Origin of the sequence: Aeromonas simiae, assembly GCF_014892695.1 — a bacterium.
Classification (GTDB): Bacteria; Pseudomonadota; Gammaproteobacteria; order Enterobacterales; family Aeromonadaceae; genus Aeromonas; species Aeromonas simiae.
This window is the reverse complement of record NZ_CP040449.1, coordinates 782,062-795,000: the sequence shown is the minus strand read 5'-3', so window position 1 is coordinate 795,000 and position 12,939 is coordinate 782,062. Positions and strand designations below refer to the sequence as shown.

The 12,939-nt window shown below is 61.8% G+C and carries 11 protein-coding genes (1 of these 11 only partly in view); 4 read left to right on the top strand and 7 right to left on the bottom strand.

All coding sequences use genetic code 11. The features are described from left to right. On the bottom strand, nt 1–1,022 hold the 5' portion of the coding sequence (gene clcA / locus FE240_RS03795; protein WP_404800074.1) for a H(+)/Cl(-) exchange transporter ClcA. Its footprint begins 289 nt before the window's first position; 1,022 of the gene's 1,311 nt are visible here — the first part of the coding sequence; it begins with the start codon at nt 1,020–1,022; its stop codon lies beyond the left edge, outside the window. A gap of 256 nt (nt 1,023–1,278) precedes the next feature. Here clcA and hemL point away from each other — a divergent pair, with 256 nt between their 5' ends. Next, the gene (gene hemL / locus FE240_RS03790; RefSeq protein WP_193003438.1) at nt 1,279–2,565 is read left to right on the top strand and encodes a glutamate-1-semialdehyde 2,1-aminomutase; all 1,287 of its coding nucleotides are present in this window, start codon (nt 1,279–1,281) and stop codon (nt 2,563–2,565) included. A gap of 198 nt (nt 2,566–2,763) precedes the next feature. After that, nucleotides 2,764–3,558, top strand: coding sequence for a hypothetical protein (locus tag FE240_RS03785; protein ID WP_193003437.1), 795 nt, complete (start codon nt 2,764–2,766; stop codon nt 3,556–3,558). A gap of 186 nt (nt 3,559–3,744) precedes the next feature. On the opposite strand, the gene FE240_RS03780 is transcribed toward FE240_RS03785, so the two are convergent. The 4 genes from FE240_RS03780 to FE240_RS03765 all read right to left on the bottom strand — a co-directional run bounded on the left by FE240_RS03780 (nt 3,745) and on the right by FE240_RS03765 (nt 7,349). After that, nucleotides 3,745–3,990 carry an acid-shock protein gene (locus tag FE240_RS03780; protein WP_193003436.1) on the bottom strand — a complete coding sequence of 82 codons (246 nt, stop codon included), beginning with the start codon at nt 3,988–3,990 and terminating at the stop codon, nt 3,745–3,747. 158 nt (nt 3,991–4,148) lie between these two features. Further along, nucleotides 4,149–5,015, bottom strand: coding sequence for an acyl-CoA thioesterase II (tesB, locus tag FE240_RS03775; RefSeq protein ID WP_193003435.1), 867 nt, complete (start codon nt 5,013–5,015; stop codon nt 4,149–4,151). Nucleotides 5,016–5,123: 108 nt separating this feature from the next. Beyond that, complete coding sequence (gene putP / locus FE240_RS03770) at nt 5,124–6,632, bottom strand: sodium/proline symporter PutP (RefSeq protein WP_193003434.1); 1,509 nt, start codon at nt 6,630–6,632, stop codon at nt 5,124–5,126. Between the two features lie 294 nt (nt 6,633–6,926). Further along, nucleotides 6,927–7,349 (bottom strand): hypothetical protein, encoded by a 423-nt coding sequence (locus tag FE240_RS03765; protein ID WP_193003433.1) that lies wholly within the window; start codon nt 7,347–7,349, stop codon nt 6,927–6,929. A 368-nt stretch (nt 7,350–7,717) separates the two neighbouring features. Between FE240_RS03765 and FE240_RS03760 the strand changes: the two genes are divergently transcribed. Further along, complete coding sequence (locus tag FE240_RS03760; protein WP_042045025.1) at nt 7,718–8,194, top strand: Lrp/AsnC family transcriptional regulator; 477 nt, start codon at nt 7,718–7,720, stop codon at nt 8,192–8,194. Nucleotides 8,195–8,249: 55 nt separating this feature from the next. Here FE240_RS03760 and FE240_RS03755 read toward each other — a convergent pair whose 3' ends face one another. Together FE240_RS03755 and FE240_RS03750 are read right to left on the bottom strand one after the other, a co-directional pair. Next, entirely contained in the window at nt 8,250–8,798 is a 549-nt protein-coding gene (locus FE240_RS03755) for an NAD(P)H nitroreductase (RefSeq protein WP_193003432.1), read from the bottom strand. Between the two features lie 86 nt (nt 8,799–8,884). Further along, on the bottom strand, nt 8,885–10,900 hold the full coding sequence (locus FE240_RS03750) for an NADPH-dependent 2,4-dienoyl-CoA reductase (protein WP_193003431.1): 2,016 nt from the start codon (nt 10,898–10,900) through the stop codon (nt 8,885–8,887). Between the two features lie 183 nt (nt 10,901–11,083). On the opposite strand from FE240_RS03750, the gene sppA reads away from it, so the two are divergent. Continuing rightward, complete coding sequence (gene sppA, locus FE240_RS03745) at nt 11,084–12,931, top strand: signal peptide peptidase SppA (protein ID WP_193003430.1); 1,848 nt, start codon at nt 11,084–11,086, stop codon at nt 12,929–12,931. Nucleotides 12,932–12,939: the final 8 nt, after the last annotated feature.

The following is a 12,939-nucleotide window of genomic DNA, read 5'->3' as shown; positions in this document are numbered from 1 at the left end:
AAACCGCCAAATGTCATGCCAAACAGGGTTCCCAAGGCCAGCGTCGGGGCAAAGATCCCTCCAGGAGCACCAGAACAAAAACAGATGAGCGTTGCGACCAGTCGTGCCGCAAAGAGCAGAAACAAGGTCGCTGTGGCATATTCTCCAGCCACGAGATGAGGAATCAGCTCAATCCCCCCCCCACCCAGTGGGGCCGCAAACAAAGAGATGATCCCAAACATACCCGCAACCACCATGCCGATCGCCACGAAGCGTCCACACCGGTTACGATGCAGCGCCAAATAACCATCCTGGCAAGCTAGCACCAGTTTATTGAAAACAAAGCCAAGCACTCCGAAGGCGAGCCCCATCCCCAGAAACAGCCAGAGCGAAGCCAAAGGGGGCGCCACATAATGTGGCAGGGTGATGGCCGGATGCTGGCCACGTATCATCTGTAACACCAAGGTTGCCATAATGGCCGATAACCCCACCGCCTTGATGGCCAGAAACGAGTAACGAAACTGGGGGCGCATCTCCTCCATCACAAACAAGATCCCGGCCAAGGGGGCATTGAAGGCAGCAGCAAGCCCCCCTGCCGCCCCTGCCGCTAGAAGGGCATGGCCGTGCTCTTTGGGCAGGCCGAACAGATCGGCCACCATCTGGCCCACATTGCCTCCCATCTGCACCGATGGCCCTTCACGCCCCAGCACCATGCCAGATCCCAGAGTGCAGAGGCCGCCGAAGAACTTGACTGGCAGCACCCGCCACCAACGTACCGGTCGCAACTCCTCCATTGCCCCCTCAATCTCGGGGATCCCCGATCCCCCGGCTTCGGGAGCAAAAAGATGAGTCAAGCCGTATCCCACCCCTCCCAACAGGGCACTACCGGCAAACGCTAGCGGCAGCGCCTGCCACCAATGAAGCTCAGTCAGCCAATCCAGTCGACATTCGCTGAGGCGATGCACCGACAACTCAAACAAGGCACAAAGCGCACCGGCCAATATGCCAACCAGCGCCGCCAGTAGCAGCACCTTGAGTGGCAATCGCTCCCTGAGTAAGGGGCGCAGAAAACGAGATCGCGAGAAAGAGGAGGGTGTAGATGCAGACATGGAAAACCTGTACCCGGATAGCCTTGGCTCGATTCTGCCAAGCCCAGGCACCTTCTGGTATAGTCAGGCGGTTTTTGTGCACGGGCGCTGGCGACAGGCGCAATATTGTATACCCGTCGCCCCTTCCTTCCGAACCCCAAGATGGTTCCAAGCAACCGTGCCGCACCATAAATCCAGCTAAGGATGATCCATGTCAAAATCAGATCAGCTGTTCGAGCAGGCTCGCCAGAGCATCCCAGGCGGCGTCAACTCCCCGGTACGCGCATTCAATGGTGTCGGTGGCACTCCGGTCTTCATCGAACGGGCCGACGGCGCCTACCTCTATGATGTGGATGGCAAAGCCTACGTCGACTACATCGGCTCCTGGGGGCCCATGCTGCTCGGCCACAACCACCCGGCCATCAAGGCTGCCGTCATGACGGCGGTCGAGAAGGGGCTCAGCTACGGCGCCCCCACCGAAATTGAAGTACGCATGGCCGAGCGCGTACGCGCCATCCTCCCCTCCATGGAGCAGGTGCGTATGGTCAACTCCGGTACCGAGGCAACCATGAGCGCCATCCGCCTGGCCCGCGGTTATACCGGCCGCGATAAGATCGTCAAATTCGAGGGGTGCTACCACGGCCACGCCGACTCCCTGCTGGTCAAGGCTGGCTCCGGAGCCCTCACCTTGGGCCAGCCCAACAGCCCAGGGGTACCGGCCGATTTTGCCAAGCACACCCTCACCTGCATCTATAACGATCTCGCCTCAGTCGAGGCGGCCTTTGCCCAGTATGGCCAGGAGATCGCCTGCATCATCGTCGAGCCGGTGGCCGGCAACATGAACTGCATCCCGCCGGTTCCAGGCTTTCTTGAAGGGCTGCGCGCCCTCTGTGATCGCCACGGTGCCGTGCTGATCCTCGACGAGGTGATGACCGGCTTCCGGGTCTCCAAACAGGGGGCCCAAGGCCACTATGGCATCACGCCGGATCTCACCACCCTCGGCAAGATCATCGGTGCCGGTATGCCGGTGGGCGCATTCGGCGGCAAGCGCGAGATCATGCAGCACATCGCCCCGACCGGCCCCGTTTATCAGGCAGGCACCCTCTCCGGTAACCCCATTGCCATGGCGGCGGGCCTGGCCATGCTGGATCTGCTCGAGCAACCGGGACTTTACGAAGCGCTCAATGAGAAGACCGCCCGCATTGCCGAAGGGTTCAAGGCCGCGGCCGCCAAACACGGCATCTCGCTGGCCATCAACCAGGTGGGCGGCATGTTCGGCTTCTTCTTTAGTAGCGAGCCGACCATTACCCGCTTTGATCAGGTCACCCGCTGCGACATGGAGCAGTTCAAGCGCTTCTACCATCTGATGCTGGAAGAGGGGGTTTACCTGGCGCCCAGTGCCTATGAAGCTGGCTTCCTATCGCTGGCTCATGGCGACAAGGAGATCGAGCACACCCTGGCAGCCGCCGAGCGCAGTTTCGCCAAACTGGCCGGCTAAGCGGCCCAGTGGCATGCAACGAAGGGGCCTCATGGCCCCTTCTTTATTGTTCTTGCTTCACCACTTGGGTGCAGGCTTTCGCTCTGCGCCCCACCAGAGGGCAGCCGAAAGCCCCTGAAACCATCTACGCCTCCCCCAACTGCGCACACTTATTGCAATACAGCGGTGACACCCTGATCCCCTCACAAGGAGGATGCCATGGCTGAGATGAGCCCCATCGATCTGCTGCGTCGTTATGACGAACACCGCCAAGAGCTGCGCCCGCTGCTACTTGCCCTATTGAAGATCCCCAGAGAGGCACTGCGCGACTACTCGTTCGTGCTGCAAGTCCAGGAGGGAGGAGCAGCCCATCACATTGCAGGGCCGCTACCTGTGCCAGGCGGCAGCCTGCGACTGTGGGTCGAAGGAGAGGGGGTGCGGATCGAAATAGGATTGCACCCGCTGATCGCTTGGCTGATGGGGGATCGCCTGCGCCGCCACGCCACCCCTTGGTTCAAGGCCGTTTACATCCTGCTCAGCGCCACCCTGATGTTGATCGTGGCCAGCCTCATGTGGCATGGGGTGCGCGATCTCTGCCTGCTGCTGCTCGGCGAGGAGCAAAACCGCCTCGGCGCCTTCAGCGCCATCGTCTTTCTCACCCTAGCACTGGCGGTGTTCGATCTCGGCAAAACCATACTCGAAGAGGAGGTGCTGCTGCACAAGGACATCTTCCGCCACAGCACCATACGCCGCACCATCACCCGCTTCATCGCTGCCATCCTCATCGCCGTCTCTATCGAGGGGTTGCTGCTGCTGTTCAAAGGCTCCCTCGGCCAGCTTGAGCTGCTGTGGCCGGCGGTGGGGGTGATGGGCTGCGCCATCGGACTGCTGCTGGCCCTCGGCCTCTACGTATACCTCGGAGCCAGGGCCGAGGCCTCGCTGGTGCAGGCGAGCCGTCATGACGGCCCGCCCGCCGATGCCCCTCCTAGCGGGAAGGAGACAGCGGTTGGCTGAGCCAGTGCCGTAGCAGCGGCAGCACCGTCGGTAAGGCGATCGCGAGGTTATTTGCCTGCGCCCGCTGCGCGACCAACGGCGCCGAGCTTTGCCCCCCACCACAGCCGCCTCATCTTCACCGCCATCAATAAAAAAGGGGCTCACAGGCCCCTTTGTCTTACATCCTCTGTATCTGCCCTTTGCTTATCAGGCGGCTTTCTTCACCGGCTTGGCGGCGGCCTTCTTGTGCACCTTGGCGGTCTGGGTCTGCTGGGTTACCGGCTGAGCGGCGGCCTTATGGTGCTTTTTATGTACGTTCTTGGTGGCTGGGGTCTTGTGCACAACCTGCACGGATTCGGTGCTCTTGGCCGGGGCAGTGACCGAAGCGGCCATGGCGGCGATGGAAGAGAGACCAAACAGGCCGGCAACGAGCAAGGGGAGCATCTTTTTCATGGCTATTCTCCTGATGAGTCGGGTGGGAAGGGCACCTCGCCGCTTCCTTGAGAAGCATGTTATGCCGGCCCATGCCCCCTTTCAGTGGGGCTTTGGTGACCATCGGTAACCAAATGTACGGCGTCAAAAAAACGGGAGCCTTAGCTCCCGTCTTCTGCTCACGCCGGTTTACGGCGGATCACCCCTTCTTGCACCGTGCTGGCCACCAGCCCCCCTTCACGGGTGAAGAACTGGCCGCGCACCAGACCACGGCCACCCGAGGCGCTCGGGCTGTCGACCACGTAGAGCAACCAGTCGTCGAGCCGAAAATCCCGGTGGAACCACATGGAGTGATCGATGGTGGCCACCTGCATGTCCGGCTCCCAGTAAGAGACACCATGCGGCTGCAAGGCGGTAAACAGGAAATGGAAGTCGGAGGCATAGGCCAGCAGGTACTTGTGCACCCGAGGATCGTCCGGCATCTGGCCATTGGCCCTGAACCAGACGTGACGCAGCGGTTCATGTACGGTGGGACGCATCGGATCGACCAGGGTCGCGGGGCGGATCTCGATGGGCTTTTCACACATGATCTTGGCGCGCAGATCGGGCGGGATCATCTTCTCGTAGGGGCGCACCAGCTCCAGCTCGCTCTTGAGCTGCTCAGGAGGGGTGATGCCTTGCGGCATGGCGGCCTGGTGCTCAAACCCTTCGGCCTCAATCTGGAACGAGGCGTTGAGGTAGAAGATGGGCTTGCCGTACTGGATTGCCTTGACCCGCCGGGTCGATACGCTCTGACCGTCGCGGATGTTCTCCACGTCGTAGACGATGGGGTGGTTGACGTCGCCGGGGCGCAGGAAATAGGAGTGGAAACTGTGCACCTGGCGATCCGGCGCCACCGTCTGCTTGGCCGCCGAGAGCGCTTGCCCCATCACCTGACCGCCGAACACAGCGCGCAGACCGAGATCCTCGCTCTGACCACGAAACAGTCCCTCTTCAATCTTCTCCAGTGCCAGCAGCGCCAGCAGTTCGTCCAATACCTTGCTCATTACATGACTCCCATTGCGACCGGAGAAATCTATCAACCGAAATGAAGCAGGACAATAGTTCCGGCGCCATCAAAACAGCGGCCCCGCCGAAGCGGGGCCGTTTTGGCATCAATTGACGGTGACTGGCTCACCGGACGGCGACTGGTACTCCTCCTCCGCCTCGCGAAAACGCGCCAGCATCGCCTGGGAGGGGGCAGCGCCGAGCAGGCTGCCGATCACGATGGCCACGCCACCGAACAGGAAGCCGGGGATGATCTCGTACAAACCCAGCCAGCCGAACTGCTTCCAGACGATGACGGTGGTGGCCCCGACCAGCATTCCGGCCAAGGCCCCGTTGCGGGTCATGCGCGGCCACAGCACCGAGAGCAGCACCACGGGGCCAAACGCGGCACCGAAGCCGGCCCAGGCGTAGCTCACCAGCCCCAAAACCCGGTTCTCTGGGTTCGTGGCAACCGCAATGGCAATCAGCGCGATGGCCAGTACCATCAGACGCCCCACCCACACCAGCTCACGCTGGGAGGCATTCTTGCGCAAAAACGGCTTGTAGAGATCCTCGGTAATGGCGCTTGAGCAGACCAGCAACTGGCAGCTCAGCGTACTCATCACCGCCGCTAGGATGGCCGAGAGCAGCACGCCAGCGATCCAGGGATTGAACAAGAGCTTAGAGAGCTCGATGAAGACCCGCTCCGGGTTGCCGGTCACACCGGCCGCCTGCTCGGGGAAGCTGGCAAAATAGGCCAGCCCGAAGAAACCGATGGCGACGGCGCCGCCCAGGCACAGCACCATCCAGGTCATGCTGATACGGCGGGCATTGGCCATGGAACGATGGGAGTCCGCAGCCATGAAGCGCGCCAGAATGTGCGGCTGGCCGAAATAGCCGAGACCCCAGGCCATCAGGGAGACGATGGCGATGATATCTAGGTTCTTGAACATGTCGAGGTTGCTGGCGCTCTTGGCCGCCACCTCGATCATGGCGCTGTCGATGCCGCCCACGGCGATGATGACGAACACCGGGGTCAGGATCAGGGCGAAGATCATCAAGGTGGCCTGCACTGTGTCCGTCCAGCTCACCGCCAGGAAGCCGCCGAAGAAGGTGTAGGTGATAGTGGCAGCAGCACCGACCCACAGGGCGGTGTTGTAATCCATGCCGAAGGTGCTCTCGAACAGGCGGGCCCCCGCCACCACGCCGGAGGCGCAGTAGATGGTGAAAAACAGCAAGATCACCAGCGCCGACAGAATACGCAACACCCGGCTCTTGTCCTCGAAACGGTAGGTGAAGTAATCCGGCAGGGTCAGGGCGTTGCGGTTCTTCTCGGTGTGAACCCGCAGGCGGCCGGCGACCCAGCGCCAGTTGAAGTAGGCGCCGATGATGAGGCCGATGGCGATCCAGCTCTCGGAGATACCGCTCAGGTAGACGGCGCCCGGCAGGCCCATCAGCAGCCAGCCGCTCATGTCGGAGGCGCCGGCGGAGAGGGCGGTGACCCAGCTCCCCATGCGGCGACCGCCGAGGATGTAGTCATCAAAGTTGCGGGTGGCGCGATAGGCGATGAAGCCGATCAGCACCATCCCGAGGATGTACACCAGAAAGGTGATTAACATGGGTGTGCTTGCTGTCATTCCATACTCCATTGTGATGATGCCCCCTCTGCGGGGGGCTTTTCCTTTAAAAACCGGGCTAGCTTAATCAGATGATTTCACGATAACAATCATTTTTAACAGGTTTGAAACACATGAAAAACGTTTGGTACTCAGCGAATCGACTACCACGTGCTCAAATGACCACGCATTCTGCTGATAAATGCCCGTCGGGCTGCTGAGCATAACGAGTGGGAGGAAAAAGAAAAGCGCCAGCACGATGGCCGCATGGGGCTATCTCCCCTCTTTTTGCGGCGTTGGATGACAGATAGGGGCTCAAAAGAGGATACGGCGGCCAATCAAGCAGTCGCGGCAGGCTGGTTGTCCGGCCAGTGAGGCCAGCAGTTCGGGGGCCAAGCGCCGACCACAGCGACTGCACTCGCGAAAGGCGCGCAGACGTTGCCAGGCCGTTTTCTCCACCAGTTGCTGCAAGTGGTCATAGTGGCGCTCATAGAGGGGGATCTCACCGACCGGCCGCATACGCAGACGTGGGGTGGCAGGGCTCACCCACTCCACCAAAGGCTGACTCACCTCGGCCTGTTCAGGGCCAAAAGAGACCATCACCAGCAAGGGATCACCCACAAACAGGCTCTGTTCGCCGTGGCTCGGCCAGGGGAGCTGACGGCGCAGGCGCTGATTCCATACCAGGGCCAGCTCGGGGAGCGGGGCAACCCGCAGATCGCTGAAAGGGGATGGCATGTCAGGCTCCGTGCGCAAAAAACAGCCTCCATCATAACATCCGACCACAGCAGGACAATCCTTGACCAGAAAGCAACAAGGCAGACGCCGGGATGTCTGCCTTGTCACTACTCTGCGAGATGGTGCTCCCTGACCAGTCGCTACCATCCCGGTTGGGCAAGATAGCCACTGTGGTGCGCCGGTTCCTGGTTGGAACCTTTGCCGGGGTGCCTGGATAAGTACACCCTTGACCACCAGAAGTTGAATACAGAGTACCGCCATCGCAGCGGTGAGTGGTTGCGTTGTTGCAGACAAAATCGGTTGTTTTAGCAATCATTAACCCTTAACCTGTCCAATCGAAGATAATCATTGCACGTCACGGTGAAAACATGCTGAAACTGGATCGCATCGACCGCCACATTCTCGAACTGATGCAGGAACATGGTCGCATCAGCAACCTGGAGCTGGCCGAGATGGTGGGCCTCTCCCCCTCCCCCTGCTCACGCCGGGTCAAGGCGCTGGAGGATGCCGGCCTCATCGATACCCACGTCACCTTGCTCAACGCCCGCGCCCTCGGCCTGACCCTCACCGCCTACATCCACATCTCGATGGACAGGCACACTCCGGAGCGCTTCGCCAACTTCGACCAGGCCATCAGTGAACTGCCTGAGGTGCTCGAATGCGACCTCATCACTGGTAACGACGCCGACTACCAGCTCAAGGTAGTGGTGCAGGATATGGAGCACTACCAGCACTTCCTGCTCGACAAGCTGACCCACATCCCCGGTGTCACCGGAGTGCGCTCGAGCTTCGTGTTGCGCCGCATCAAGCACAAGACGGCGCTGCCCCTCACCCATCTCGGCTAAACGCGAGGCATGAAAAAGGGAGGCTCAAGCCTCCCTTTTGTCATTTTTGCCCGCCTCAGAAGCGGCGCACAAACTCGGCCGGATCGAGGGCGCGCAGCTTGCGCACCTCGGTCATGGGGGTGCCGAGGTAGAGAAAGCCCACCAGCTGATCCTCATCACCGAGCCCCAGCCCGCGCCCCACTATGTCATCAAAGATGAACCAGCCAGAGCGCCAGATGCCGTTGAAGCCCTGCGCCTGGGCGGCCATCTGCATCGCCATCACGGCGCAGCCGGCAGAGAGCTCCTGCTCCAGACGCGGCACCTTGGGGTGATCCTGGAAACGGGTCGCCACCGCGATGATGAGCGGCGCGCGCAGCGGCGCATCGAGGCAACGCTCGATCGCCTCTTCCGGCTCACCGCGCTCGGCGGCGGCGGCGGCCAGCAACTCGCCGAAACGCTCGCGCCCCTTGCCTTCGATGAGAATGAATTGCCACGGCGTCAGGGTGCCGTGATCCGGGGCTCGCAGCCCCGCCTTGAGGATGTTGTCGAGTGCCTCACCAGCCGGTGCCGGCTCGCTCAGACGGGAGCAGGAGTGACGATTGAGCAGCAGTTCCAGTGCATCCATCTCGTTACCTTTGTAGACAGCAGGTTAAGGCCCACACCATAGCACAGGCCAGACTGAAGAAAAGCCCAGGCACAATACCTTTACACTCAGATCACCGCCGCCAGCTCTGCCCCCTGTCGGATGGCCCGCTTGGCATCGAGTTCGGCGGCGACATCCGCCCCACCGATGATATGAACCGCCATTCCGGCCGCCCGCAGGTCGGCATCGAGTTCACGCAGAGGCTCTTGGCCCGCGCAGATGATGATGTTGTCCACCGGCAGACACTGGGTCTTGCCCCCTACCTCAATGTGCAGCCCGGCATCGTCGATATGCAGATAACGCACTCCGGCCAACATCTCGACTCGCCGGTGCTTGAGGGTGGCGCGGTGGATCCAGCCGGTGGTCTTACCAAGGCCGTCGCCAACCTTGCTCTCTTTTCGTTGCAGTAGCCACACCTGACGCTCGGGTGACGCCAGCTCGGGGCGGGTCAGACCACCACGCTGCTCGAGCGATACATCGATCCCCCACTCCCTAAGCCACTCCCCCTTGCTGCGCTCGCCGCCGCGTTCCACCAGATATTCGGCCACATCGAAGCCGATACCGCCGGCCCCGATCACCGCGACCTTCTGGCCAACCGGCTGATGCTCGCGCAGCACATCGAGATAACTCAGCACCTTGGGGTGATCAATGCCAGGGATCGCCGGTGTCCGCGGCCGAATGCCGGTGGCCAGCACCACCTCGTCAAAGCCGCCGCCGAGCAGACTCTCGGCGCTCTGGCGCTGGCCGAGATAGAGCTCGACGCCGCACTTCTCCAGCCGCTTGGCAAAATAACGCAGGGTCTCGTGAAACTCCTCCTTACCCGGGATCTGCTTGGCGACATTGAACTGACCGCCGATCTCGCTGGCCTGATCGAACAGGCTCACCCTGTGGCCACGTTCGGCGGCATAACAGGCAAACGCCAATCCGGCCGGCCCGGCACCGACCACCGCCAGTTTCTTGGGCTGGGGCACCCGGCCGAAGATGAGCTCGGTCTCGAAACAGGCGCGCGGGTTGACGAGGCAAGAGGCGCGCTTTTGCTTGAAGATGTGATCGAGGCAGGCCTGGTTGCAGGCGATGCAGGTGTTGATCTCATCGCCGCGTCCCTCGGCCGCCTTGATGACGAACTCGGGATCGGCGAGGAAGGGGCGCGCCATCGAGACCATGTCCGCCTCCCCCTGGCTCAGGATCGCCTCGGCCACCTCGGGGGTATTGATACGGTTGGTGGTGATGAGCGGCACCTTGAGGTGCTTTTTCAGCTCGGCGGTGACCCAGGTAAAGGCGGCGCGCGGCACGCTGGTGGCGATGGTGGGGATGCGCGCCTCGTGCCAGCCGATGCCGGTGTTGATGAGGGTCACCCCAGCGGCCTCCAGCCCCCGGCCGAGTTCAATCACTTCGGGCAGCGAGGAGCCCTGCTCCACCAGATCCAGCATGGAGAGGCGGAAGATGATAATGAAATGGGGCCCCACCCGCGCCCGGATAGCACGCACTATCTCAAGCGGGAAGCGCAGCCGGTTCTCTAGGCTCCCCCCCCATTGATCGCTGCGCTGGTTGGTACGCTCACAGATGAACTGATTGATGAGATAGCCTTCGGAGCCCATCACCTCCACCCCGTCATAACCGGCGCGCTGGGCCAGCTCGGCACTGCGGGCAAAGTCGCCGATGGTAGCACGCACCTGGCGATCGCTCATGGCGCGTGGCTTGAACGGAGAGATAGGCGCCTTGATGGCCGAAGGGGCCTGACTGAAGGGGTGATAGGCATAGCGCCCCGCATGCAGGATCTGCAACGCTATCTTGCCCCCTTCGGCGTGCACCGCCTCGGTGACCTTTCGGTGCTTGGCTACCTGCCACACAAAGCTGAGCTGCGAGCCATGGGGCACCAGCCGGCCGCGCAGGTTGGGAGCAATGCCGCCGGTGACGATCAGCCCCACCCCACCACGGGCCCGCTCAGCATAGAAGGCGGCTAGCTTATCAAAGCCCCCCTTCTCCTCTTCCAGACCGGTATGCATGGAGCCCATCAACACCCGGTTGCGCAGTTGGGTGAAACCGAGATCGAGGGGAGAGAGGAGTGTTGGATAGCGGCTCACGGTGGCCTCCAGTTAACAAAATGTTATTAAGCTGAGGCTAGAGTAAAGAATCAAATTTGCTTTTTCAAACAAATGTTTGGACATTTTTTCGGCGCACAATCGTCCACCGAGTGAAGGTTGTGACCCGCGTCCCCCTGGTCAATAATGGCCCTCTCTCCACTCATCACAGGGCGATACCCTCACATGTCGATTTTCAAAGGACTGGGCTGGCTGCTGCGCGGACTGTGGCGTCTGCTCAACTTCACCCGCCACCTGTTTCTCAACCTCATCTTCCTCGCGCTGGTACTGGTGCTGGTACTGGCCTTTGGCAGCCGCGAGAAACCGCTGCCGCCGATCGAGGGGGCTCTGACCTTGGATCTGTCTGGTGAGCTGGTCGAGCAGCGCAGCCTGCCGGATGCCTCCAGCCAACTGATGCGCCAGCTCGGCTCAGGTGAAGATCTGCCCAGCGAAATCGTACTGGCGGATCTGCTGTGGGCCATCGAGCAGGCCAAGGGGGACGATCGCATCAAGGCGCTGGTGCTCAAGACCCAGAACTTGCAGCAAGCCAGCCTCTCCAAACTGCAAGAGGTAGCCAGCGCCATCGACCGCTTTAAAGAGAGTGGCAAACCGGTTTACGCCATGGCGGACTTCTACACCCAGGGCCAGTACCTGCTGGCGGCCCATGCCAGCCACGTGATGCTCAACCAAAGCGGCGCCGTGCTGCTCGAAGGGCTCGGCGTCTACCAGCTCTATTTCAAGTCAGCGCTGGAGAAGTTCAACATCACCCCCCACGTCTTCAAGGTGGGCACCTACAAATCCTTCGTCGAGCCTTACACCCGCGATGACATGTCGCCCGAGAGCCGTGAAGCCAACCAGCGCTGGCTCAGCCAGCTGTGGGATGGCTACGTGAAAGATGTCGCGGCGCAGCGCAAGGTGACGCCGGATGCCGTTTCCCCGAGCAAGGAGCAGATGCTGGCGCGGCTGCGAAAAGCAGGCGGTAACGCCGCCCTCTATGCCGAGGAGCAGGGGCTGGTCGATCAGCTCGCCACCCGTGATGAGATGACCCAGACCATCGTCAAAGAGGTTGGCGAGGGGGAAGAGCCCGACAGTTGGAAAGGGGTCGGCCTGAAAGAGTATCTGGCGGCCATCGGCCCGCGCTATGAGCAGAGCGGCAAGGATGAGGTGGGGCTCATTATCGCCAGTGGCCCGATCCTCGATGGCCAGCAACCCGCCGGCAGCATAGGGGGAGACACCCTCTCCGAGCTGCTGGCCGATGCTCGCCGCGACGACGCCGTCAAGGCGGTAGTGCTGCGAGTCGACAGCCCGGGGGGCAGCGCCTTTGCGGCCGAGCAGATCCGCGCCGAACTGCTGGCCCTCAAGCAGGCCGGCAAGCCGGTGGTGGTCTCCATGGGCAGCTACGCCGCCTCGGGCGGCTACTGGATCTCGGCCGACGCCGACAAGATCTTCGCCTCTCCCTCGACTCTGACCGGCTCCATCGGGGTGTTTGGCCTATTCGCCACCGCCGAGAAGGCGCTGGCCCAGTTCGGCATCAGCAGCGACGGCCTCGGCACCACCGACTTTGTCGGCCTGAGCCCGGCTCGCGCCCTGCCGGATCATATCGCCCAGGCCATCCAGCTCAATGTCGAGAACACCTATCGCCGCTTCGTGGATCTGGTGGCCCATGGCCGCGGCATGACAGCGCAAGAGGCCGAGCAGGCCGCCGAAGGACGAGTCTGGACCGGCGCCGATGCCAAGGCGCTGGGGCTGGTCGACGAATTTGGCGATCAGGAGGACGCCATCCAGGCTGCCGCCGAGCTGGCCAACCTGAAAGAGTACCAGGTGACCTTGCTCGAACCCGAGGAGTCGGCCAAGGAGAAATTCCTGCGCCAACTGCTCGACAGCGGAGCCCGTGCCCTGGCCCCCAGCCTAAGCGGTATGCTGCCCGAAAGCCTGCTCACCCCGCTCAAGGCGGCCAGCAAGGCGGCAGAGCCCCTGACTCGTTTCAACGACCCGCAAGGCACCTATGCCTGGTGCCCGGTCTGCGTCATGTAAGTCACCCT